This window comes from Barnesiella sp. An22, assembly GCF_963931395.1.
Classification (GTDB): Bacteria; Bacteroidota; Bacteroidia; order Bacteroidales; family Barnesiellaceae; genus Barnesiella; species Barnesiella merdigallinarum.
The window spans coordinates 847,920-873,551 of record NZ_OZ007014.1 but is presented as its reverse complement, the minus strand read 5'-3'; the positions used below and the strand labels follow the sequence as shown (position 1 = coordinate 873,551).

At 54.2% G+C, this 25,632-nt stretch carries 21 protein-coding genes; 9 read left to right on the top strand and 12 right to left on the bottom strand.

Annotation, left to right across the window (positions count from 1 at the left end):
* Positions 1–5: 5 nt before the first annotated feature.
* On the top strand, positions 6–749 hold the full coding sequence (gene kdsB / locus ABGT88_RS03490) for a 3-deoxy-manno-octulosonate cytidylyltransferase (RefSeq protein ID WP_298663069.1): 744 nt from the start codon (positions 6–8) through the stop codon (positions 747–749).
* Positions 746–2,068 (top strand): pitrilysin family protein, encoded by a 1,323-nt coding sequence (locus ABGT88_RS03485; RefSeq protein ID WP_346700461.1) that lies wholly within the window; start codon positions 746–748, stop codon positions 2,066–2,068. The genes kdsB and ABGT88_RS03485 overlap by 4 nt, the downstream gene beginning before the upstream one ends.
* Before the next feature lie 83 nt (positions 2,069–2,151).
* On the opposite strand, the gene ABGT88_RS03480 is transcribed toward ABGT88_RS03485, so the two are convergent.
* From ABGT88_RS03480 to ABGT88_RS03425, 12 genes are all read right to left on the bottom strand, one after another.
* Entirely contained in the window at positions 2,152–2,358 is a 207-nt protein-coding gene (locus tag ABGT88_RS03480; RefSeq protein WP_346700459.1) for a hypothetical protein, read from the bottom strand.
* A gap of 106 nt (positions 2,359–2,464) precedes the next feature.
* On the bottom strand, positions 2,465–2,950 hold the full coding sequence (locus ABGT88_RS03475; protein ID WP_087409007.1) for a ferritin: 486 nt from the start codon (positions 2,948–2,950) through the stop codon (positions 2,465–2,467).
* Positions 2,951–3,427: 477 nt separating this feature from the next.
* Positions 3,428–4,438 (bottom strand): GGGtGRT protein, encoded by a 1,011-nt coding sequence (locus ABGT88_RS03470; protein ID WP_087409006.1) that lies wholly within the window; start codon positions 4,436–4,438, stop codon positions 3,428–3,430.
* 18 nt (positions 4,439–4,456) lie between these two features.
* Positions 4,457–5,158: an iron-sulfur cluster assembly scaffold protein gene (locus tag ABGT88_RS03465; protein WP_025278272.1), complete on the bottom strand. Its 702-nt coding sequence runs from the start codon at positions 5,156–5,158 to the stop codon at positions 4,457–4,459.
* Between the two features lie 292 nt (positions 5,159–5,450).
* The gene (locus ABGT88_RS03460) at positions 5,451–7,505 is read right to left on the bottom strand and encodes a hypothetical protein (RefSeq protein WP_346700456.1); all 2,055 of its coding nucleotides are present in this window, start codon (positions 7,503–7,505) and stop codon (positions 5,451–5,453) included.
* A 202-nt stretch (positions 7,506–7,707) separates the two neighbouring features.
* Complete coding sequence (locus ABGT88_RS03455) at positions 7,708–8,838, bottom strand: helix-turn-helix transcriptional regulator (protein ID WP_346700454.1); 1,131 nt, start codon at positions 8,836–8,838, stop codon at positions 7,708–7,710.
* A gap of 87 nt (positions 8,839–8,925) precedes the next feature.
* On the bottom strand, positions 8,926–10,758 hold the full coding sequence (locus ABGT88_RS03450) for a MutS-related protein (RefSeq protein WP_346700452.1): 1,833 nt from the start codon (positions 10,756–10,758) through the stop codon (positions 8,926–8,928).
* A gap of 4 nt (positions 10,759–10,762) precedes the next feature.
* Entirely contained in the window at positions 10,763–12,937 is a 2,175-nt protein-coding gene (locus tag ABGT88_RS03445; protein ID WP_346700450.1) for a hypothetical protein, read from the bottom strand.
* Positions 12,934–13,230, bottom strand: a complete 297-nt coding sequence (locus ABGT88_RS03440; protein WP_258327883.1) for a RyR domain-containing protein — start codon at positions 13,228–13,230, stop codon at positions 12,934–12,936. The genes ABGT88_RS03445 and ABGT88_RS03440 overlap by 4 nt, the downstream gene beginning before the upstream one ends.
* A 109-nt stretch (positions 13,231–13,339) precedes the next feature.
* Positions 13,340–14,563, bottom strand: a complete 1,224-nt coding sequence (locus ABGT88_RS03435) for a hypothetical protein (protein ID WP_258327882.1) — start codon at positions 14,561–14,563, stop codon at positions 13,340–13,342.
* A gap of 98 nt (positions 14,564–14,661) precedes the next feature.
* A complete protein-coding gene (locus ABGT88_RS03430; protein ID WP_346700447.1) occupies positions 14,662–15,900 on the bottom strand; it encodes a hypothetical protein in 1,239 nt (412 codons plus the stop codon).
* A 92-nt stretch (positions 15,901–15,992) separates the two neighbouring features.
* Entirely contained in the window at positions 15,993–17,192 is a 1,200-nt protein-coding gene (locus ABGT88_RS03425; protein WP_346700445.1) for a hypothetical protein, read from the bottom strand.
* A gap of 294 nt (positions 17,193–17,486) precedes the next feature.
* Here ABGT88_RS03425 and ABGT88_RS03420 point away from each other — a divergent pair, with 294 nt between their 5' ends.
* From ABGT88_RS03420 to galB, 7 genes are all read left to right on the top strand, one after another.
* On the top strand, positions 17,487–17,876 hold the full coding sequence (locus ABGT88_RS03420) for a DUF1573 domain-containing protein (RefSeq protein ID WP_298663062.1): 390 nt from the start codon (positions 17,487–17,489) through the stop codon (positions 17,874–17,876).
* A gap of 2 nt (positions 17,877–17,878) precedes the next feature.
* Positions 17,879–18,949, top strand: a complete 1,071-nt coding sequence (locus ABGT88_RS03415; protein ID WP_346700443.1) for a DUF1573 domain-containing protein — start codon at positions 17,879–17,881, stop codon at positions 18,947–18,949.
* Positions 18,950–18,971: 22 nt separating this feature from the next.
* On the top strand, positions 18,972–20,069 hold the full coding sequence (gene meaB, locus ABGT88_RS03410) for a methylmalonyl Co-A mutase-associated GTPase MeaB (RefSeq protein WP_298663060.1): 1,098 nt from the start codon (positions 18,972–18,974) through the stop codon (positions 20,067–20,069).
* Between the two features lie 11 nt (positions 20,070–20,080).
* A complete protein-coding gene (locus ABGT88_RS03405; protein ID WP_087408994.1) occupies positions 20,081–20,602 on the top strand; it encodes an FHA domain-containing protein in 522 nt (173 codons plus the stop codon).
* A 270-nt stretch (positions 20,603–20,872) separates the two neighbouring features.
* Entirely contained in the window at positions 20,873–22,354 is a 1,482-nt protein-coding gene (locus ABGT88_RS03400) for a TaqI-like C-terminal specificity domain-containing protein (RefSeq protein WP_346700440.1), read from the top strand.
* Entirely contained in the window at positions 22,347–23,081 is a 735-nt protein-coding gene (locus ABGT88_RS03395; RefSeq protein WP_346700438.1) for a hypothetical protein, read from the top strand. The genes ABGT88_RS03400 and ABGT88_RS03395 overlap by 8 nt, the downstream gene beginning before the upstream one ends.
* A gap of 17 nt (positions 23,082–23,098) precedes the next feature.
* Entirely contained in the window at positions 23,099–25,600 is a 2,502-nt protein-coding gene (gene galB / locus ABGT88_RS03390) for a beta-galactosidase GalB (RefSeq protein WP_258327873.1), read from the top strand.
* Positions 25,601–25,632 lie beyond the last annotated feature (32 nt).

Genomic DNA, 25,632 nt, shown 5'->3' with positions numbered 1-25,632 from the left:
CCGATATGAAATTCATAGGCATCATTCCGGCCCGCTACGCATCGACCCGATTCCCCGGGAAACCGCTGGCCGACATGAAAGGGAAATACATGATTCAGCGGGTATACGAACAGGCTCGCAAAGTACTCGACCACGTGTGTGTGGCCACCGACGACGACCGCATCTTCAACGCCGTACAGTCGTTCGGCGGAGAGGTGGTGATGACCTCGGCCCAGCACCGCAGCGGCACCGACCGTTGCTTCGAGGCCTACCGCACGCTGGGCGGTCACGAAGATGTAGTCATCAACATCCAGGGCGACGAGCCCTTCATCAAACCCGAGCAGATCGAGAGCCTCATCGCCTGCTTCGACTCGCCTCAAATCCAGATTGCCACCCTCGTGCGGCCCTTCGAGGCGTCCGAGGGGTACGAAGCGCTGGCCAACCCCAACTCGCCCAAAGTGGTGCTGAACGAGCGGCACGAGGCCCTCTACTTCAGCCGCTCGGTTATCCCCTACCTGCGAGGTGTGGAACCGGCCGAATGGCTGGCCCGCCACACCTATTACAAACACATAGGCATGTATGGCTACCGGGCCGACGTGCTGGGCCAAATCACCTGCCTGCCCCAGTCGTCGCTCGAACTGGCCGAATCGCTCGAGCAGCTGCGCTGGCTGCAAAACGGCTACACCATCAAGGTAGGTATCACCACCCAGGAGACTATCGGCATCGACACCCCGGCCGACCTGGAAAAAGCTATCGCATTACTGCCATGACCACGACTCTCGACCGCATAACCCCTCCGCCTGTGGGGGCATTCCCTCCGCTCGCCCTGCCCGAGCCCCAACGCTATCGCCTGACCAACGGCATCGAAGTGACAGCCTGCAACCTGGGCGACGAAGAGGTATGCCGCGTCGACCTCATGTTCGACGGCGGCTACTATGCCGACATCCGGCCCGGCACAGCCTCGCTCACCCTGCTCATGCTCAAGGAGGGGGCTGCCGGCAAAAGCTCCGAAGCGATAGCCGAGGCCTTCGACTACCACGGGGCCTGGCTGCAAACCACCACATCGAGCCACTACCAGTATGTGACCCTCTACACCCTCAACCGGCATCTCGACACCTGCATCGGTCTGCTGGCCGACATCGTGACCAGCCCCGACTTCCCGCAGCCCGAGTTCGACCGGCTGAAGGAGCGACGCATCCAGCAACTGCTCGTGCAGAACGAGAAGGTCGACTCGCTGGCCTCCGACACCTTCCTGGCACAGATTTTCGGCAGCGATCACCCCTACGGACGCATCGTCACCCCCGCCCACCTCGAGCGCATCGTCACGGACGACCTCCGGGCCTACCACCGCCAGCACATCCGCCCCGACCGATGCCACATCTTCGTCGCCGGCAAGGTGACCGACCGCCTGCTCGACAACCTGGAGCGTCACTTCGGCCAAACGTGGCACGGACCCGCCGACAAGCCTGTAGCCGACCCCGTCTACCCCATAGAACCGGCCAGTCAGCACATCGCCATCACCCACAAGGAGCACGCCCTGCAATCGGGCATCCGGCTGGGACTGCCGGTCATCAATCGCGACCACCCCGACTTCTTCGCCCTCAAGCTGCTCTGCACCGCGCTGGGCGGATACTTCGGCAGCCGCCTCATGTCGAACATCCGGGAAGAGAAGGGCTACACCTACGGCATCTCCTCGTCGGTAGCCGCCATGCGATACGGCAGCTACCTGGTCATCTCTACCCAGACCGGCACCGAGTTCACCCTCCCCCTCATCGACGAAGTCTTTGCCGAAATCGAGCGGCTGCGCCACGAACCCATCCCCGCCGACGAGCTGACCGTTGTCAAGAACTACCTGCGCGGCGACATGGCCCGCACCCTCGACTCGCCCTTCTCCATTGCCGACTACTACCTGTCGCTCAAGGCTAACGCCCTCACGACCGACTACTTTGCCCGGCAAGACGAGGCCATCCGCCGGCTCACCGCCAACGACCTGCTCGAGGCGGCCCGCCGCTATCTGGAGCCCGACCGCTTCTACATAGCCGTAGCCGGCGACCGCGAGAAGATTCCCGAGTTGTCGCTACCCCGATAACCCGACCTCCGACCCATAAAAAAATCCGGTCCTGCAACCATCTGCAGAACCGGATTTTTTTGCGGCACCCTCACCCGTCGGCACTACCGCAGCACCAGCCGGCGGGGCGAGCCGCTCCACGAGCAACCTATGCAATAGACCGTCTCGAGGTCGAATCCCTCGAGGCTTTCGCCCTCGTTGCGAGGCACCACCCGATAGTCGTCCGTCACATAGACCGACCGCCGTTCGCCCTCGCTGTTCTTCACATACAGGGCCGAGACCTTACATTGCGGGCACAGCAACTTTCTCATCATTCATGCGTTTTTACGATTACACAAAAAAATACCCCGACAGGAACAGAGTTTCTATCGGGGCAATTCTTTTCAATCACAACAGAGGTTTTAACTCAACGATCGATTATTCTCTTTCGCCCAGTTTGTCGTCCAGGAAGAGGACACCCGATTCGTCTTTGCAGCGTTTCAGTTTCTCAACGATGTTGAGAGCGGTAGCCTCTTCTTCAACCTGCTCGCGAACATACCCCCAGAGGAAGTCTTGAGTAGCTTTATCTTTCTCGGCCGAAGCTACGTTGACCAACTCGTCGATCAACGAAGATACGTGGCACTCGTGTTGATATACGTTCTCGAAAGCATCGAGCACGTTTTCCCACTCTTGAGGAACTACGTCGATTTTATCCACTTTAGCTACACCGCCACGTTTAGCCATATAGTCGGCCAAATCGTAAGCATGCTGCAACTCTTCCTGCGATTGTTTACGCATCCAGTTGGCAAAACCGTCGTATCCCAATTTCTTGAAATAGAACGACATCGACAGATAAAGGTTCGACGACCACATCTCGGCCGTAATCTGTACGTTAATGGCTTCTTGTAATTTCTGTGAGATCATAATGCTATGTTTTTAAGTTTAATATTCAGTTTTCAAAACCACAGAGAGTACTACAAAAATTGTACCACCCGCCAACCGGGCGGCCTATATGCCCCACTGTCAGTCCCCGAGCGTCGCTCCACCCCCATTTTCATGCCGTATTTTCGCCGTCGGCGCCATCTTGTCCGATTCCCGACGTGGACATTTTGGCAGGCCACGGCCGGCACGACCTGGATACCGCGTCGCAGCGCGGTATGTTCCAACACTCCTCACAACTCCCGGTGCACACCGTGTCACCCCGCACTCAATGCGGGGTCCAGTAAAGTGTCGCTTGCGGGTACCAGCCTTTGTCGGTATTCCTGGATTCCGCATCGCGGTGCGGAATGACATGAACGGGATATTCCTGGATACCCCATCGCAGTGCGGAATGACCCCAACAAAAAAACCCCTGCAACTCGCACGAGTTGCAGGGGTTTGTCATATCGATAGTGTTATCGATTACTTGTTCAGGGCTTGGGCTACGTCTACGGCGCAAGCTACGGTGCAACCTACCATGGGGTTGTTACCGATACCGAGGAAGCCCATCATCTCTACGTGGGCAGGTACCGACGAAGAACCGGCGAACTGAGCGTCGCTGTGCATACGACCCATCGTGTCGGTCATACCGTAAGAGGCGGGACCGGCAGCCATGTTGTCGGGGTGCAGGGTACGACCCGTACCACCACCCGATGCAACGGAGAAGTATTTCTTGCCTCTCTCTACGCACTCTTTCTTGTAGGTACCGGCTACGGGGTGTTGGAAACGCGTGGGGTTCGTCGAGTTACCCGTGATCGATACGTCTACGCCCTCGTGCCACATGATGGCTACACCTTCGCGTACGTCGTCGGCGCCATAGCATTTTACTTTGGCACGTTCGCCTTTGGAGTAGGGGATTTCACGAACCACTTTCAATTCGCCCGTATAGTAGTCGAACTGAGTCTGTACGTAGGTGAAACCGTTGATACGCGAGATGATTTGTGCAGCGTCTTTACCCAGACCGTTGAGGATGCAACGGAGGGGCTCTTTACGTACTTTGTCGGCTTTGGCGGCAATTTTGATAGCACCTTCGGCAGCGGCAAACGACTCGTGACCAGCCAGGAAAGCGAAGCATTTGGTCTCTTCGCGGAGCAGACGGGCAGCGAGGTTACCGTGACCGAGACCTACTTTACGGTCGTCGGCTACCGAACCGGGGATACAGAACGACTGCAGACCGATACCGATGGCTTCGGCAGCGTCGGCGGCGTTTTTGCAACCTTTCTTCAAGGCGATGGCGGCACCTACTACATAGGCCCACTTGGCGTTCTCGAAGCAGATGGGTTGAGTCTCCTCGCAAGTTTTATAAGGATCGAGTCCGTAAGATTCGCAGATGGCGTTGGCCTCTTCAATATCTTTGATGCCGTTGGCGTTCAAGGCAGCAAGAATTTGCTTGATACGACGGTCTTGACTTTCAAATTTCACTTCTCTAATCATAGTCTCTTCCTCCTTATTTTATTCGTTACGGGGATCAATATATTTCACTGCACCGGCCTCTTTGGTGAAACGACCGTAGGTACCGGTTACTTTCTTGAGAGCCTCGTTGGCGTCGGTTCCTTTTTTCACCTCTTCCATGAATTTGCCCATGTGAACAAATTCGTAGCCGATGATTTCGTCGTTTTCGTCGAGAGCCAGCGTCTTGATGTAACCTTCGGTCATTTCGAGGTAACGGGGACCTTTGGCCAGCGTACCGTACAGCGTACCTACCTGGCTGCGCAGACCTTTACCGAGGTCTTCGAGACCGGCACCGATCATCAGACCGCCTTCGGAGAAGGCCGACTGGGTACGACCGTAAACGATTTGCAGGAAGAGTTCGCGCATAGCCGTGTTGATGGCATCGCAAACGAGGTCGGTATTCAAGGCTTCCAAGATGGTTTTACCGGGGAGAATCTCCGATGCCATGGCGGCCGAGTGAGTCATACCCGAGCAACCGATAGTCTCTACCAGAGCTTCTTGGATAACACCGTTCTTTACATTCAACGTCAGTTTGCAAGCACCTTGTTGAGGAGCGCACCAACCGATACCATGGGTCAAGCCCGAAATATCAATCACTTCTTTTGCTTTCACCCATTTTCCCTCTTCGGGGATAGGAGCCGGTCCGTGATTAGGACCTTTCTTTACAACACACATGTGTTCTACTTCGTGTGAATAAACCATAATTCGCTCTTTTTATTTGATGAGTATTTTTATGCTCTTTTCAGCGATGCAAAGATAAGTTTTTTTCTTCATGTAAACAAGGGCTTCCCCCGGGCAATCGCATCAAAAAAATAAGGGAACCGGCATATTTATACCTCCCCGACCGGCGAGACGAAGGGCAACCTGTAGGCGGCGATGCCCTGTTCTCGATAAAGCAAAGTCCCGGCCTCAAGAGCCGGGACTTGATTCTGTGCATTACGCAATTTCTGTTTCTCATGCTATCGCGGGCGACATGCCGCTGTAACGACAGCACTTACCGCACGACCGCTTTCCGCACGGTATCGCCCACCTGCACGATATAAGCCCCACCGGGCAGCGTGATGGTGCGGTCGGTTCCCCGATATACCGAGCGACCTTGCAGGTTATAGACGGTAGCCGGGGCTGACGTGCCCGCTATGTGCAACTGGCCGGGGGTAGTGAAGATGCGGAGGTTATCCCCATCGACCGACTGGATACCGCTCACCTCGTTGCCGGTGAGCTGCACGAGAATGGCAAAGATACGGTAGTTCACCCCTTCGCCCACGGGGACGAGAAGCGTATATACCTCGCCCGGTTCAATGTCGTCGCTACCCGTATAGTAGAGGTAGCCGTCGGCTATGTGGGCGTCGAGTATGCGGGTGTCGCCCGAGGGTGTACCCAAGTAGGCTCCTTCGGGAATTTCGGGCAGGGCAATGGAGTCGCTATGGCCGGCGGCAATCATGCCGGTGGCCATCTTTTCGCCCGGCCATTCTCCCTTGTCAATGGTAATGTCAAACGGGGTTTGCCCATAATACCATTTGCCGTTTTTACTCAACAAGGTAGACATGACATGGTATGGCCCGGCATCGACCGGCAGGCCATAGGCGAACGGCTCGATGGTGTCCGTACGGTAGGCATAAACCGCACAAAGGCTGCCGGGAATACCTTCTACCGTGAAGTCGATACCAGCCTCTATCGGGGCTTGGTCATACGCCGGGTTTCCGGGCGTAATGTCCAGCGCAATATCCGTCCCGTTCGTATTCCGTTTGTACACACCATAGGGGAAGCCCTCGCGATACCCGGTCACACCTTCGCCCACCGGTATGGCTATGGCTCCTTCCGTCAAGTAGTCTGTGATTGTCGGCTCCACGAAAAAGCCACCTTCAACGACGTTGTAATTGCCCCATACCTGGTTGACCTCAAACCTGCCCATATATCCCCCCTTAATGGATAATTGAGTACCATCTTGTCGGTTGATAAAGATGTCTTTGTCACGAAATTCATCGCCCGGGGCCGAGTTATTGATGATAACACCGCCTGTGATGGAGATAGTGTCCACCCAGTTAGTCGAAACGCCGGCTCCGAAATAACCGATATTACCGGAAATGAGACCACCGTTGATAACGAGGGATCTCGCTTGATTCATGTAAATTCCTCCCCCCGAGTTGGAGCCCTCGCAAACATTGTCAATAATCAGACCGCCATTGAGCGTAAACTGGGAGTAGAGATATCCGTAAATCGCTCCGGCATCTTTTATCCCGTTGTTGCCCGATATTTCTCCACCGTTCATCACGAAGTGTGCTCTCGATCCTGAGATATAGACACCACCTCCTTTGTCGGCTCTGTTGCCCCATATCTTGCCCCCGTTCAGGGTCAAAGCCTCATAGGCAAATATACCTCCACCTCCCGAAACCGAGGTGTTACCGGCCACTTGACCGCCGTTGATGACAACCCTTCTTTCCATCTCACCCGGCTCATCACTACTATCCCAGATAGCGATACCGCCACCCCCGATAGGGCCTAAATTAGTGCGAGTAGATCGATTGCCGGCTATCGCACCGCTTTCGAGCGTGAAGCAAGCTCCCTCCCCATCGACAAAGACACCTCCAAGGGTAAGGCCACCGGTAATTACACCGCCATCAATCACGCCGATGGTATCGGCTGCCTCATACTGAGTGTTCCACTCGTCCGACCCGTCGTCGAACACGAACCGTCCTTCCTCATTTCTATAATACCGGTGCTGGTGCTCCGGAGCTTCGCTCCCCTCTTGACAGTCGCACACCGTGAGTTTGGAAGCATCGACACTGATAACCGGGTTGTCGCCCAGGCCGGTCAGTTGGTAACCATTCAGACACAGGGTAACCACCGCTCCGTCGGCTATGACGAGGTCGGCTTCCAGCCTGGTGTCGCCGGTGAGATAATACATGGCCGGCTGCTCGTCGGTAGAGCCGGTCCCAATCGTGTCCCCGCTTGCCGGTAACGGAATCCATCCGTCGCTGTGGTCGTGGGCACTCAACTGTGAGGTTGTCATTATCGCCAGAAAGGCGATGGCTGTGTAAAGCGATTTCATATTTTCAAGTTTTTAGTGATGGCATCTGTTGTCTCCCTGTCGGGTCAAACAAAAATAACCATAACCCAAAGGCAAAACAACCGCCATCCCCCCCTTACAGAGCAATTTTTGTTGATAGAGCAAAAAAAATTGTTGATAGAGCAAAAATTTTATGTGAATTGGGTGCTGAATGACAGAAAAGGCACAAAAAAACAGGGCTGCCTTATTGCTCCTCTACAAAACTCTTCCTCCACTTGGAGGGCGAGCACCCCTCCTTTTCGGTAAAAATCCGGGTGAAATAACTCAGCGAGAGGAACCCCGACTCCTCGGATATGGCTGCAATCGTCAACTCGGGATGCTCCACCATCTGCTGCTTGGCATACTCGATGCGCAGCCCGGCAATCCACTCGCGGAACGAAGCCTGATAGACAGACTTGATGTAGTCAGAGAGGTAGGTGCGGTTGGTGCCCAACTCGAGGGCCAGGTCGCCGATAGTCAGCTTCGGACTGGTATATCTCTGACTCCCAATCCAGGCGGCGAGGCGTATTTCCAGCTTCTTCCGATACGGCTGCGGGCCCAGTAGCATTTCCTCCTCGACGGGAACAAGGTCGTCGGCATCTTCATCTTCGAGAGGTTCCTGCTCCAGGATGCTTTCCACCTGTTCGTAGAAAAGCAGGTAGTTGATGTAGGAGCCATAGAGGTAAATGTAGAACGGTATGGAAGAGAGCACCCACAGGAAGAGATACCGGTCGGGCAGGAAGGTGAGCACCCCACAGCTGACCCCATAGATGACCGCCCACCAGGTGAAGATGGACATCCAGCGGATATAGGCCACGATATACTCGGAGTGCGTGTCGTCGAACAGGCGGACCGCCCATCGGTAGGTGCGGATGAGCCTGCGAGCCAGCCAAAGTCCATAGGCCAGCAACCACAAGTCCAGAAATACCAGCCCCACCTGCTGCACGGGACCCGAAGGCACGGCTATGAGAAGGAGGGCCGAAAGGGCGGTGAACAGCGCCCAATAGCCCATGTGCCGCCAGAAGCGGCGGCGGGTCAGATAAAAACGGTCGAGCAATATGGTAAGGGCTGCACTGAACAACCAATAGGCCATGAAGTAGGTGGAGAGGTTCATCAGGATAGCTTCCTGCTCGTGGAGAGGCCGAAGCCCGCAAAAGAGGTGTATCGAATAGTTGGCACTCAACACCAGCAAGGCTACACCCATGATGCGGCGCGAACGCAGATAGTTGACGAATATGGGCTTGTCGGGAGTTTTGCCCACCAGAAAATAGCCGGCAAAAAACAGCATCAGCACCAAGGCTATGCCCAATGAATAATCATAGAGAGCAAGATTCATCTTTTCACACTTTGCGACAACAAGATACAAAGGTACAAGGATTTCCGGTTAATTCGCACTCGGAATCGGTCCAAAAAATCAAGATTGTCATTCATACTCGCAGGAATCGCTCTCGGAGGCTTCGGCGGGAATGATACCCATCTTTTTCATCAGGAAACAGGCGTTCATGTTGCGGGCAATGCCAGGTTGCAGGCGATAGGTGAAAGTGAGTTCGTCGCCCTCGATGGTGGCCTCGAACCGGTAATTGCTTATCTGCCCGGGCAACTTCTCGGCCAGTTGGCCCAGCACCAGATCGTGGGTGGCGATGATGCCGGCGGCACCGGCCTCGACCAACTGCCGCACCAGGGCGAGCGAGCCGGTCTGCTTGTCGACCGAATTGGTGCCCCGCAGAATTTCGTCGAGGATGACAAAGAGTTTTTCGCCGGCACGCAACCGCACCACAATCTGCTGCAGCCGCTTGAGCTCGGCAAAGAAGTACGACTCGTTGTCGGCCAGCGAGTCGCTGGCCCGCAGACCGGTGAAGAGGGGCAGCGGCGTGAAGGTCATGCTGCGGGCACACACGGGGGCTCCCATGCACCCCAGCAGGTAGTTGATACCTATGGTGCGCAGGTAGGTGCTCTTGCCGGCCATGTTGGCCCCGGTGATGACCTGGAAGGAGCCTTCGTTTATGGGGGCCACGTCGTTGCAGACACAGCGGTCGCGGGGAATGAGGGGATGCCCCAACGCCTCGGCCTGCATCACGGGCCGACGGTCGAGCACAATCCGGGGGAAGACGTAGTGCGGATGATTGTAGCGGAAGGTGGCCAGCGAGCAGAGAGCGTCGAACTGCGCCAGCACATCGAGCCAACGGGGCAGTTGCTCGCGGTTCTCGTCGAGCCAGCGATTCAGCGCATTGAGTTGCCGCAGGTCCCACAACAGAAAGCCGTTGAGTACCGTGAAGCCCACGAAGTTACAGCGTTGGTCGAGGTTACCGAGCAAGCGGCGCAACCGGGCCACCCGCTGCGAAACCGAACCGTGACCGTCGACACACACGCGTTGCAGTTGGCCCAGCCATTCGCTCTCGAAGCGGTTTTGCTCTACCATCTCGAACAGGCGGGCGTAGTGCGACAGGGAGGCCAACGCGCCATTGAGCTGCTCCTGCAAGCGGGTCACCCGCTTGGCCAGCACACCAGCCACGGCCAGCAAGGCGATAAAGGGCCACACAATCACACTGCCGGCAATCGCTCCGGTCAGCCACAAGACAACCAGAACGAGGTAAAGGACAGGGATGGCGAGAATCAGACGGTGCACCAAACGCCCCGTGCCGAAGCGGGGCAACGCGGCCAGCTGCTCCAGCAAACGGCTGTCGGCCGGGCTCTCGCCCGAGCAGGCGCCCCACGACTGAAAATCGATGCGCAGGTCGGTGCGCCGGCTCAACTCCTCGATTGCTGCCTGCCGCCGACGAATGGTGTCGGCCGTGAGGTCGGGGTTCAACATGGTGCGGGCCAGTGCCTGGCGTCCCACCGCCGTAGCACTGCGGTTGAGGTAGGCAAAAAACGATTTTGACCCGAAGAGGTCGAGGTCGAAACTGTAATCGTGCGTGGGGTCGATAAACTCGTCACCGCCGTCGATGCCCTCGAAGCGGTATTCGAGCAGAGCGAGTTCCCGTCGAATGACACGCTCGCGACAATCGGCAAACTCTTTCCGGCGGAACCACCGGTCGTGCACCCGGGCCAGCCCCAGAAACACAGCAATTCCCATCAGGGCCACCGAGCCCCACGCCCAAGCTCCCGCATCGCGCAGCAGGTAGATGCCCGCCACGGCCCCCACAAAGACGACCAGGCGAAGCAGCCCGATGAACCGAATGCGCCCCTTTATCCGCGCCGCCTCCCGGGCGTTGGCTTCGAGACGGTCGCGGTAATCGTGTTGCATCTCTTCCATAAATCTATTCGGCTAAAGGCTTGTTGATGCGCCACAGATATTTCATAATCATGCGGTCATTATCCTTGATCTCTTCATCCAATTGGGCATACGGTTTGAGATAGATATGAGCAAAACAACTATTTTCTATCTCCTTTTTATTTCTCTTTCCCGATTTTATCAACTGATTCTCTTCAGGCGTAGTTGGTCGATACCCCTGAATCAGCCGCTCCATCACCCATCGGTTATGCTCGACCTGGGCCATTTTCTCCAACAGATCTTTATCCGCCAACAGATTCTCGGGTTCCTCCAATCCGAAGCTGCGTAACTTGGTCGGGATGGAGTGCGCGTTGTAAATATTGGACCAACGATATACCGTCGTGAGGCTCTTCCACAGCTCATCGGCCTGGGTATCATCCAAAGGCACCCATTCCTTCTTCTCCGGTTTTATTTTATTATAAATGAAATTAACCCGTTTGGCCTGCAACAGACTACTATCGTCTATGTCGTAGCACTCGTCGAGCATGCCGAAGGCCCTCAGCCCATTGTACTGACGGGCCTGCCGCACCAGCTCGATGGTCGAGCACGACACGTTTTGCCGCACCAATATCGAGAGGGCTCTTTTATAGACCTCCTGCGGCATGTAGAGAGCCGTAGCAATGCTCTTCTGGGGCACCTCGAAACAGATAGCGATAGTGAGCAAACTCCGATTTTCGGCACTCGTCCATGATTCGAGCAATTTCTGTACCAGCCGACTCTCGACCGCTCCCTTTACGAACTCAAACTCAATGTCGGACAACCCCGTGCCCTTATGCTCATAACTGCGCGAGTCATCAAGTGTATCGACTACCCGATAGTCGCACTGCTCAAAGAGCGCACTATATCGGCCTCGAAGCATATCGAACTCGGTATCGGCATTCAGGTCGATAAAGGTGATGCGGGTTTTCAACTTAGGGTCTCGTACGAAGTTGGGATAGTGGGCAATGTGCGCCGCCTTCATGGCCAGAGCCACCCCCATGCTGGTCATGCCCACAATAACCAGGTGTACGTAACGGTCACTCTCATAGTCGATACCCTCGCCGTCGAGCGGAGGGTAGACAATGGGGGCTACACCGTCGTTATGCGGGTCGTATTTCCCCCACACCAACACCTTCTCGGCCCACGTTTCGTAGAAGTTGAAAGGCAAAAAATCGATTAACCGTACGGTCTGTTCGTCATAATCTTTTTTCAAAGATTTCAACCGATCCAAAGTCGATTGGTCATTTTTATGCAATGCACATATTGCTCTGTACCACGAATCGTCGTCATCGGTACGTTTTTTAAACACCGTTTCGATATCGTTCCGCTGGAACACGGCAAAGGTCGATTGTGCTTCGAACAATACATGGCATTTTTTACGTTTTTCTTGCTCTCGCAATATCGCTTTTTCCATCATGTCAATATCCCGAGGCTTTTCCTCTTGCTTCTTATTTTCCAACAAGATACGATTGATTAACGTCACGCACTCGATATTGATCGAGTCGTGATCGGTCTCGCCCTCCTCGCCCAAGAGGAAAATCTCCTGACAATAGGGCAACCTCAAGCGTTCCAAATCTTCACGCGAATCGCGCCCGCCATGCAGGATAATAGTGCGACGGTCTATCTCGTCATCGAGTTTCGACAGCAGCTCGTGGCGCACGGTCTCTACCTCGCTGGTCGTCTGGATTACAAACAGATAGGGAATATCTTTAACTCGATTGTCGCTTTGCGCCTTTCGGTACAATTGCTTGATGAGCCCGATAGCCATCTTGTCAAACCCGATAATGACATAATGGTTCTTGAATTTATAACTTATCTGTCCCTCACGGGCTCGCTCTACCCGGCGGTCGATGATGTTCGAGAAAATCGAGATAAGCAGTCCGCCCATTAACACCGAACCCGTAATTGAGATAAACAAGGTCAGCACCCTGTTGCCCGTCCCCTCGACCACATACTGGTTGCCCGGGTCGGCAAAATGGTAATAGACATCGAGCAGAATGTTGCGCGGCTCGTTCTCCTTGATGGTGAGCGTACAGCCGGTGACCCACTCGATAACGATAAACAGCAGTATAAAAAAGACAATGACTACCGCCAAAAACAGCAACTGCCACCGAATACCCGACGACAAGATGCGGTCGATACCGATTACCGGGTATCTGAAAAGCTCCTTCAACCGTTTCATTTCCGCTTTACGATTTCAAACCCCGCCGCTTGGATAAACCGCAAGGTACCCAGGGCTGTATTTCGGTCATATGCTTTCTCGATTTCGGGCAGTTCTTCATACGGCACCAAGCAGGGGTGCGTCTTCGCCACGTCGTCCCGACGCTCGCCATAGCGCCACCCTTCGGCCAGGCGCGACTGGGCCCACACCTCATGCACATTTCTTGCCAAGGCTTCGACCAGCGGAGTCAACGCCTCGGGCAGCACCTCGCCCGAGGTATCGAGCGGTGCCGGCGTATAGGATTCTTTTCTCATGATTCTACGGATAAACGATTTTTTAATTTTAATAACAAAGATAGTATTATCGGGGAACCGAAACAAATTTCACACCGTCAATCCTACAAAAATCTGTCGAGAGCCCATCTCACCGCAACTCGAGCGTGCGCTGCATCACAAGATGCTCGTGCAGCTCATCGGTCTCGAGATAGAGATTCACCTGATAACGCCCGGCCCGGAATGTGTCGACGGAGCCGTCGGAACGCTCGTACCAAAAGGTTCCAGAAATCTCGAAATCTTTATAGAAGAGGCTCTGCGGGTCGAAAGGCTCGGTCTCCCGGTCTCTGGAACAGGAGTATATGAGATTGCCGTCCAGATAGAACCGGAAGGTCAGTTTCAAGGGATGACCCGCCTCGAGAGAGCGCCACTGAAATCCGGCAATCATGTACTTACAGGCATTGGCCCTGAACTGGAGTTGTCGGGCCACACCCCCTTCGAGGAGAGAGAGTCCGCAATCGTAAGCAACCCAGTCTGTCATCTCCTTCTCGTCGTTGTAGAAGTAGAACACCAGAGCCACCGGCTCAATCCAGCCACGCTGCATGGGCGACTTTTCGACCTCGAACTGCCCGCTGCCCACCTGCCGCCCCTTGTAACAAAGCAGATAGGTGTAACGTCCCGGGTCGTAGGAGTTGCCCGAATCGCTGCCCCAGCCGCACATCTGCAACCAGCCTCCGGCCGGGTCGAGGGTCACCGTGTGGTCAAATCGGCTCGTCTTGCCCGTCTGCTCGTTTCTGATTTCGACATCATATGTAATCTCGCGCTCGACATCCGACAGGCTGGAATATCGGCAACGCATCGCCATATAGCGGGGAGAGACAAAACTCCCGGTGCCCCAGTCGTCGATTACCGTCTGTTCGCTGTCGTTGTTGCGAAACTGGAAATCCGACTCGATGCGAATCCACCCCTGCTCGTCCCAAAGTTCTTCGACCGGGACAATGTGGAGCCGGGAACTAATTATAAGTTCTCCTTTCTTATCTAAAAGCTCATATTCCCACCAGCCCACGGTTTTAAAAGCGGTTCCCTCTTCCGACCCCCAGGCCGGCAGATTGGCCAGCCGGTTCTCACAAATCTGCAAGGGCGCCTCGAAATCATAGCTGTTCACCTTGCCATCGGGAGCCGTCATGCGCACCGTCATCGTAACCTTGCGCTCGATACGCGAGGTTATCCTCGCCACGGGCATCACATAGCGAGCGTTGTTATAAAGCCTATTCTCCGGACGGGAATCCCGTTTACCGTCTTTTCCCACCTCACAAAAATTGAGCGCATGGACTTTATAGCCCCGGTCTCTCTTGAAAAAATCAAACAGTCCCATAAGTCTTATTAGATGAGGTTAATGAGTGATTATGCGAATATACAAAAGCAACAAATAATCCATGGGATCCGCTCTTACCCGCGTCACCCTTTTTCGACCTATTTCATCAAATCGATGGTCTGTTGCATGACCAAATGCTCGGCGAGCTCCCGGGTTTCGAGGTACACCTTCACTTGATAACGTCCGGCCGGGAAAGGGTGCAACTCTCCATTAGAGTCTTCCAGCCGCATGGACCCGGAGACCTCGAAATCCTGTTCAAAAATATCTTGTTTGGTCAGGTCGGGATCATGAGTGACCACATGTGAAGAATTGGAATAGACCAGTCGGCCATCCATATAAAACTTGAATGTCAGTTTCAGCCGATGCCCCTTTTCAAGAGAGCGCCATTGAAAACCGGCTACGGCTTTTTTATACGCATTGGCCTTGAATGTCTGCTGCTTAATCAGTTCGCCTTTGGCCAAATCCAAATTCATGCCACAATCATAAGCTACCCACAATTTCAATTCGTCGTCGGTATTATAGAAATAGAGAACCAGAGCCTCGGGTTCGATCCAACCCTGCTGGCGGGGCGATTTCGCCACTTCGAAGCGGCCGCTTGCCAACCGCTTCCCCTTGTAGGAAAGGGTATAGATATAACTCCCCGGCGAGTAGGATGTGCCCGATTGCGAGCCCCAACCGCACATCTGCAACCACCCGCCACGGGGGTCGAGCGTGGCCGTGTAATCAAAGCTTTTGGTTCGACCCGTCTGCTCATGCTCGATTTCCACATGATAGGTAACTTTCCGCTCCACTTTCGAATAGCAAGTGTATCCACACCGCATCTGTATATACTGGGGCTCTACAAAACTCTTCGTTCCCCAGTCGTCGATTGCGTTGCCGCTGTAATCGATATTGCGAAATTCGAGATGTGTAGTCACATGAATCCACCCCGTGCCCTCCCAAATCTCATCCTCCGGAGCGATCTCGAGCGGGGCCTCGATTACCACCTCGTCGTTTTCGTCCAGCACCTCAAACCGCCAGGTACCCGTTTTGGAGAAAGCGGTACGGCTCTCCGACCCCCACCACGACAGATGAGCCTCCTGGTTTTCAAAGGGGCGCAAGGGGGCGTCCAAAGTATACGTACGCACCACCCCCTCGGGATTGGTAATGCGCACCGTCATCTGCACCGTGCGCTCTACGCGCGAGGTCATTCGCACCACGGGCATCACATAGCGGGCATCGTCGTACAGCCGCAGGCCCGGCCGGGTCTCCTTCTTCCCATCCTTGCCCACCTCGCAAAATTCGAGCGAGTGAATATCGTAACCTCTATCTTTCTTGAAAAAATCAAATAGTCCCATAAAAATTGAACAAGAATAATAGACAAATTATAAATACCATAAAAACAAACCACCGGGGGACAACCCCGTTCGACTGTCGGGAACCGACGAGGTCAATAAACATCGATAGTGCGCTCCATCACAAAATGCTCGGCGAGTTCTTGGGTTTCGAGATACACCTTCACTTGATAACACCCGGCCGGGAACGTAGATGAAGAAGTACGATATATCACACCCGAATACATGATTTTTTGCAGGGAACGCCCTATGGTCTCTCCGTTTGAGACCCAAGTGTACAGCAAATTACCATTATAGTAAAATTTGAATGTCAGCTTCAAAGGGTGATTCCCTTCAAGAGACTTCCACTGGAAACCGGCAATCAAACTCGTATAGCTGTCTCCCTTGAATGATTGCTGCTCGACAGGCTTCCCTACAACAATAGTCGATGCACTTTGCAGCTGCCATTTCCTTAACTCGTCGTCGGTGTTATAGAAATAAAGAACCAGAGCCTCGGGTTCGATCCAACCCTGCTGGCGGGGCGATTTCGCCACTTCGAAGCGGCCGCTTGCCAACCGCTTCCCCTTGTAGGAAAGGGTATAGATATAACTCCCCGGCGAGTAAGATGTGCCCGATTGCGAGCCCCACCCGCACATTTGCAGCCAATGGGTACCGTCCCGGGGGTCGAGCGTGGCCGTGTAATCAAAGCTTTTGGTTCGACCCGTCTGCTCATGCACGATTTCCACATGATAGGAGACTTTCCGCTCCACTTTCGAATAGCAAGTGTACCCACACCGCATCTGTATATACTGGGGCTCTACGAAACTCCTCGTCCCCCAGTCGTCGATTGCGTTGCCGCTGTAATCGATATTGCGAAATTCGAGATGCGAAGTCACATAAATCCAGCCCGTGTCCTCCCAAATGTCATCTAATGAAGCGATCTCGAGCGGGGCGCCTATGACCACTCGGTCGTTCTCATCGAGGACGTCGAACTGCCATGTGCCCACCGTGGTGAAATAATCCCGGTTCTCCGAACCCCACCACGGGAATTGCGCCGACATGTTTTCTCCCGGTTTCAGCGGCGCGTCAAAATCATACATATGCACCTTGCCGCCGGGCTCGGTGATACGTACTTTCATCTTGACAGTGCGGTCGATACGCGACGTCATCTTCACCACCGGCATGATATAACGCGAGTCGGTATAATGTTTGAGACTGGGTAAAGTTTCGCGCTTGCCGTCTTTCCCCACCTCGCAAAATTCGAGCGAGTGAATATCGTAACCTCTATCTTTCTTGAAAATATCGAACAGTCCCATAGTTGCAGCATTAGACGACAGTGTATATTCTGCGAATATATAAAATATTTTAAAATTGCCAAACTATCTGACGATAAAGTTTATAGCTCAATGACAGCAACGACAGGCGGGAGACCCCGACCGATTCCCCGACATGAGGAGCGGCAGCACGTTCCCGACCGTCGGGCCCGAGAGTATCCCCCCAATCGTCCGCCTCAAATTCGAGGTACAACGAGTAAACAAATTCGCGTCTCCCTGTTTATATTCCCATCTAAATTCCCTACATTTGCAAAGAGTAGAAAAACCAATACGAAGATGAAAAAAGAGTTGTGTCTGCTGCTGGCCATTTTGTTTACCCTGTCGCTCCATGCCGGCAACGGGAAGGCCAAGATTACGTTCGAGTCGCCCCGCTACGATTTCGGCTACATCCAGGAATCGAAGGGCAAAGTGACCCACACGTTCGAGTTTACCAACACGGGCAACGCCCCACTCATCATCGTCGACACCCGCAGCCTCTGCGGCTGTACCGCCTCGCACTTCACCAAAGAACCCATTGCCCCCAACGGCAAAGGCTCTATCGATGTCCAGTTCGACCCTGCAGGGCGACCCGGGCCATTCCGCAAAGAGATCAAGGTCTACACCAATACCAGCAAAGCGGCTGTAAAACTTATTGTCGAGGGGGTTGTTGTCTCTAAAAAGAAGTGATTATGAAACGTACTCTCTTAGCCCTCTGTTTCGGCTCACTGCTGGCTACGGCCCTGGCCCAGCCGCGCATCACGTTCGACGAAAAGGAGCACGACTTCGGCACCTTCGAGGAGGAGACCGGCCGGGTGACACACGTCTTCCGGTTTGTCAACTCGGGCAACGAGCCGCTGGTGGTGACCAACGTGCGCACGACTTGTGGTTGTACTGCCTCGCAATACACCCGAGAACCTGTGGCCCCCAACGATTCGGGTGTCATCAAGGTGACCTATAACCCCAAAGGGCGTCCGGGCCGATTCTCCAAACCGGTCTACGTCACGACCAACGCCTCGACCGACCGCGAGACCCTGCGCATCACGGGGGTAGTCATCGGGTCCAAATCGCGCCGGGCAGCCAACCCCTACCGCATAGGCGACCTGTCGCTGCGCAGCCTGCACATGCCTCTTTTCGACGTACCCAAAGGGCACCTCAAAACAGGCCAGCTCTTTGTGCGCAACGAAGGGAAGAGCGACCTGATTCCCATCTTCAAGCAGGTACCCTCGCATATCACGGTCGAGATGATTCCAGCCATACTCCACCCCGACGAAGAGGGAATTATCAAGATAAGCTACGACCCCGATGCCATCGACGACTGGGGATTCCGTCGCGATGAATTCAAACTGGGATTCGAAAGCGACACCGAGAGCACATTCAACACCATCACCGTATCGGCCAACCTGCTCGACGACTTCGGGTCATGGACAGCCGAAGAGCGGCAGCAAGCCGGCCATGCCACCCTCTCGACCGAGGTGGTCGACTTCGGCATCATCAAAGGGAACAAACCCCAAAAGCAAACCCTGACGATTACCAACAACGGGGAATCGAAATTGACCATACACAAGGTGACCAACGAAAACCGGCCCTTGCAAGTAAAACTGAAACGCCACACCATCAATCCCGGAAAGTCGGCCGAGCTGACTGTCGAGGTCGATCCCTCGCTGGCCCGTACCAACCTGCTGAACTGCCGGGTTATGCTCATCACCGACGACCCCAACCGTCCGTCGGTACCCATCCGGGTATTAGGCTCTTTTGAATAACCTCTTAACACAGAAAAAAATTATGGAACATCCCGAGAACGACGCACAATATGCCGGCCTTGCCGTAAACAAAGGCATTGAACAACCCCCCACGGTCAATCCCTATCTGAAAAAAATGCGGACAGCCCGTCGCCGCTCCTTCACCGCGGCCGAATATGTAGAGGGCATCATCAAAGGCGACACGAGTATCCTGAGCCAGGCCGTCACATTGGTCGAGAGCAACCGCTACGAACACCAGGCCATCGCCCAGGAGGTAATCGAGAAGTGTCTGCCCCACGCCTGCGACTCGGTGCGGGTGGGTATCACCGGTGTGCCGGGTGCGGGCAAAAGTACCTCGATCGACGCCTTCGGCCTCCACGTGCTCAAGCGGGGCGGAAAACTGGCCGTGCTGGCCATCGACCCCAGCAGCGAGCGCTCCAAGGGGAGTATTCTGGGCGACAAGACCCGCATGGAGAAGCTCTCGGTTCATCCCAACGCCTTCATACGGCCTTCCCCCTCGGCCGGTTCGCTGGGCGGCGTAGCCCGCAAGACCCGCGAGACCATCGTGCTGTGCGAAGCCGCCGGCTACAACAACATCTTTGTCGAGACCGTAGGTGTGGGCCAGTCGGAGACGGCCGTGCATTCGATGGTCGACTTCTTCCTGCTCATCCAGCTGGCCGGTACCGGCGACGAGCTGCAGGGCATCAAACGCGGCATCATGGAGATGGCCGACGGTATCGTCATCAACAAGGCCGACGGCAACAACATCGAGAAGGCCAAGCTGGCCCAGGCGCAGTTCCGTAACGCCCTGCACCTGTTCCCCCCCACGCCTTCGGGCTGGACGCCCCAGGTGCTCACCTACTCGGGCTACTACGAGATAGGCATCGCCGAGGTGTGGGAGATGATCGACAACTACGTGGCCTTCGTCAAGAAAAACGGCTACTTCGACTACAAGCGTCAGGAGCAGGCCAAATACTGGATGTTCGAAACCATCAACGAACAGTTGCGCGACCATTTCTACCGTAACCCGCAAATCGAGAAGATGCTCGAGGAGAAACAGGCCAAGGTGCTGAACAACGAGCAGAGCTCGTTCATGGCCGCCAAAGATGTGCTCGACTACTACTTCAACCAAGCCAAATAACAGTTGCCGCCATGAAACAGGTCATTTGCCCAAAATGCGATAAAGCCTTCACCTTCGACGAGTCGCGCTACGATACCTCGTGCAACATCTCGTTCATCTGCCCGAACTGCCGCAAGCGCTTCGTGATGACCCTCGACGAGATAGAGAGTGCCGAAGGGGGCAGACTCGATACCTCGCACGGCTACATCACCGTGCTCGAGAATGCCTTCGGCTACCGGCAGGAGTTTCCGCTGCACCCGGGCGACAACCTCATCGGCCGCGCCTCGAAGGGGACCGAGGTCGACATCGCCATCGAAACCACCGACATGAGCATGGACCGCCGCCACTGCATCATCCACGTCAAGGAGAAGGGGGGCCATCCGCAACTCACCCTGCGCGACAACCCCAGCCTTACCGGCACCTTCCTGCGCAACACCCTGCTGGGCGACCGCGAGCGGGCCCTGCTTCACGATGGTGACGTGGTGTCGATAGGGGCCGCCACCTTCATCGTGCACATCCCCGGCGAAGAGGAGGACGACGAGTATTTCGAATAAGAATTTTCAATCTTTAGAATGAGAGAAGAAGTATCTAACGCTACTTTACGGAACTGGCAAAAATTGCATGTCGACAAATCAAACAAGTTACTCAGCCGAGCCAATAAAAGCCGGTCGAGAAAACTTGTTTTACCTACCTCTTATCTGCCCGAATATCATCTCGAAGACTATATATCACACCTCCTGTCACTCCCTTATCGCATCGACGACATTATCTATTCGTTGTGCGTTTACAGATTATCCATCTTTGGGCTCATCGACAAAAAACATGTGCAGCAGACTTTTGCCGAATACAATCGATACCAATACATTCCCGAAATAGAATCGAAAGAGATTCTTACCATCGAGAAGGATATTTTAGGCTATATCTATCAGGCCATGACACCTGAAGGAGAGCGAAACAAAAGCGGTAAATATTATACGCTCGAGCATATCGTATCGGACATGACAAGCGATATTTGCCTGTCGAATGACAAACGCTTTTTAGATCCCTGTTGCGGAAGCGGGGCCTTCCTGACCCAAATAGCAGCATCAAATCCCGAGAACTTATACGGAATCGACATCGATCCCTTGGCCGTAATGATAGCGAAAACCAATCTCCTCATTCGCTATCCCCACAACACCTTCTCGCCCCATATCTTTTGTTTCGATTTCCTGCAAGGCATTACCATAGAGACCCCTCAAACAACAAAAGAGATACTGTCTACCACATTCGACTATATCTATACCAATCCGCCATGGGGAGGAACTCGCCAAAATATCTACCCTTCGGAACACATATCGTCGAAGGAGAGAGCCTCGCTGTTCCTGGAAAAAAGTTATTCGCTCTTGAAAAAGAAAGGAACTCTCAAATTCCTGTTACCTATTTCGATACTCAACATATCAACCCACAACGACATACGCACTTTCATCTGCAAAAATACGGCCATACGGGAAATACAGATTCATAATCGTAAATTCAACGGGGTATACACCGACTTCTTCGAGATAAAGCTGTCGAAAGAGACGCCGTCATCATCGATGCAACAGTATACCGTGTGCAAAGAGAATAATTCCTATACAGTCTCTTTCCGGTTCAACCAGACCGATAAATCCATGGCTATCCCTGTTACCACCTCATACGAGGCTGCCATTCTGGGGAAACTCGAACAAAAACGGCACGACGACCTCACTCACAGCATGTGGGCTTTGGGTATCGTAACCGGCGACAATAAGAGTAAATTGAAAACAGAGCCGGCCCCCTCGCTCGAAAAAATTTATACCGGGAAAGAGATAGAGCCGTACACGCTGAAAGAGAACAAATACTTTATCCTCTACGATAGAAACCAGTTGCAACAATGTGCAAAAGACGCCTTATACCGAGCTCCCCAAAAACTGGCATACAAGTTTATTTCCAAAAAGTTGATATTTGCCTATGACGACCAAGGCCGACTCTTTCTCAATAGTGCCAACCTGCTGATTCCGTCGGTCGATACGCTTTCCATAAAAAGCGTATTGGCATTCCTGAACTCCGAACTATACCAGTTTATCTATCAGATTCAGTTCAACGACATAAAAATCTTAAAGGGAAATCTCTCGAAACTACCTTTCCCCAAACTCACACCCGAAGAGGACCGATTCCTTTGTACGCAGGTCGACGAGATATTGTGCGGGAACACATCGGCTCGACAAGAAATTGAAGACTTTATATATTTCCTCTTTGATATATCGCAAGAAGAAAGAAACTACATAACGAAATTTCTATATGGATAATCTACTGATAGAACTAAAAAAGCTAATACCACAATTACCACAGGAAGAACAAAACAGATTGTCAGACGATGTTCTGGACAAACTGCACTCCATATATCCGTTCAATAAATTCGAATATATCATCTCTCATCTTATTGCCCATAAAATAATTTCCATACAAGATTATTACAATATTCGCTCCTCCTATTTGAATCGGAACAAATATTTGTATATCTTTGAAATTACGGCACCTCGCACATTCGGAGAGAATTGGGCACAACGTCATTTAAATGAAGTTGTACCCGAATTGCAACGCCCCTCTACACTATTGGATCCGGGCTACTCGGGAGAATATGATTTTTGGTACCACGGAATAAAAATAGAAGTAAAGGCATCGAGAGCTGTAAAAAGAGGAAGCAAAGAGACCCTCATTATGAAAGCCTTGAGCTACGGCAGCCCCTTTGGCTTTGATATGAATTTTCAACAGCTGAAACCGAAGTGCTGCCATGTTTTCGTATGGATTGGGGTTTGGAAAGACCGAATCATATATTGGGTACTATCCAATGCCGACGTCGTGAACAATCCTCATTACTCGAAAGGGCAACATCGGGGCAACACGGGGGAAGGGCAATTATGGATAAAAGAATCCAACATAAAGGAGTTCACCCCGTATGAAGTGGATGTACGGAATATCTTAAACAAAATAGAACAGAAATATACGGAATCTCAACTCATGACATCATTATAACACTCAATAAAAAATCTATGAAACTACGATTCACACTACTGGTGCTGTTGGCCCTGCCGCTGTGGCTTTCGGCACAAACACAGGTACGCACCGAGACGCTGCTGGAGAAGGGGTGGAAATTCACCCGCGAAGACAACGCGCAATTCAAGGATGCGCAATTCGACGACTCGCAATGGCAGTCGGTCCGCATTCCCCACGACTGGGCCATCTACGGACCCTTCAGTATCAATAACGACAAGCAGAACACGGCTATCGTCCAGGACGGCCAGAAAGAGGCCATGGAGCATGCCGGCCGCACGGGCGGTCTGCCCTTCGTGGGTACCGGCTGGTACCGCCGTTCGTTCGACGTGCCCCAATCGATCGAGGGCAAAAAGTATACGCTGGTATTCGACGGCGCCATGAGCCACGCCCGGGTCTACGTCAACGGACAGGAGGCTTGCTACTGGCCCAACGGATACAACACCTTCTTTTTCGACGCCACGCCCTACCTGCGCCCGGGCGAGAGCAACACGCTGGCCGTACGGCTCGAGAACTTCACCGAGAGCTCGCGCTGGTATCCCGGAGCCGGCCTCTACCGCAACGTGCATCTGCTGGTGACCGACGAGGCTCATGTGCCGGTGTGGGGTACGCAAATCGTCACCACCGACCTGAACGACCGCTATGCCAAGGTCGAGCAGAAAACTTCGTGGGAGATGCCCCAGGGGAAATCGATGAGCGACTATGTGATCGAGACCTCGATTGTCGACCCCAGCGGCAAGACCCTGATGACCGAGCGCATGCGCGGCAACGACTTCGACCACAACACCTTCGAGCAGGAGTTTGTCGTTGAAAATCCTGCCGTGTGGAGTCCCGAGACACCCAACCTCTACACCTCGGTTTCGAAGGTCTATGAGGGCAACGAACTGAAAGACGAATATACCACCACCTTCGGTATCCGCACCATCGAGGTGCGCCAGGGCGAAGGCTTCTTCCTTAACGGCAAACCGTTGAAGTTCAAAGGGGTGTGCAATCACCACGACCTGGGCCCGTTGGGCGGTATCGCCAACGAGGCCGGTATCCGCCGCCAAATCCGCATCCTCAAGGATATGGGCTGCAACGCCATACGTACCTCGCACAACATGCCCGCCCCCGAGCTGGTGCGCCTCTGCGACGAAATGGGTATGATGGTGATGGCCGAGTCGTTCGACGAGTGGGCCACCGCCAAGGTACAGAACGGTTACCACCTCGTATTTAAGGAGTGGGCCGAGAAGGACATCGTCAACCTCGTGCGCCACTACCGCAACAACCCCAGCGTGGTGATGTGGTGCATCGGCAACGAGGTACCCGACCAGTGGTCGGGCGACCAGGGCCCCAAACTCACCCTGTGGCTGCAGAACATCTGCCACCGCGAGGACCCCACCCGTCCCGTTACGCAGGGTATGGATGCTCCCGATGCCGTAGTCAACAACAACATGGCTGCCGTGCTCGACGTGCCGGGCTTCAACTACCGCCCCTTCAAGTATATCGAGAGCCAGAAGAAACTGCCCCAAGGCATCATTCTGGGCAGTGAAACGGCATCGACCATCAGCTCGCGCGGTGTCTACAAGTTCCCCGTAGAGCGTCGCTCCATGCCCAAATACCCCGACCACCAGTCCTCCTCCTACGACGTGGAGCACTGCGGATGGTCCAACCTGCCCGAAGACGACTTCATCCAGCACGACGACCTGGCCTACTGCATGGGCGAGTTCGTATGGACCGGCTTCGACTACCTGGGTGAGCCCACTCCCTACTACTCCGATTGGCCCAGCCACTCGTCGCTCTTCGGCATCGTCGACCTGGCCGGTATCCCCAAAGACCGCTACTACCTCTACCGCAGCCACTGGAACCCCGAGGCCGAGACGCTGCACATCCTGCCCCACTGGAACTGGGAGGGCCGCGAAGGTGAGGTAACCCCCGTCTTCGTCTATACCAACTACCCCACCGCCGAGCTCTTCATCAACGGCAAGAGCCAGGGCAAGCGCACCAAAGATCTCTCGGTGACCGTGCACAACAGCGGCGACTCCATCTCGACCGCCCAGTTCAAGCGCCAGCAACGCTACCGCCTCATGTGGATGGATACCCGCTACGAACCGGGTACCGTCAAGGTCGTAGCCTATGACGAGCAGGGCAACGCCGTGGCCGAGAAGGAGATGAAGACGGCCGGCAAGCCCTACCGCATCGAACTCACTGCCGACCGCTCGACCATTGCCGCCGACGGCCGCGACCTCTCGTTCGTCACCGTCAAGGTAGTCGACAAGGAGGGCAACCTCTGCCCCAATGCCTCGAACCAAATCTCGTTCAAGGTGAAAGGCAAAGGCTACTACCGTGCCGGTGCCAACGGCGACCCCACCTCGCTCGAGTCGTTCCAGGAGCCCCGCATGAAGGTATTCTCGGGCATGATGACTGCCATCGTCGCTTCGACCGAAGAGCCGGGCAAAATCACCCTCGAGGCTACCGCCAAAGGACTGAAGAAAGCTACTCTTGTAATCGAGAGCAAATAATACCCACACGCGGCATCTGCCGCGCATACCTC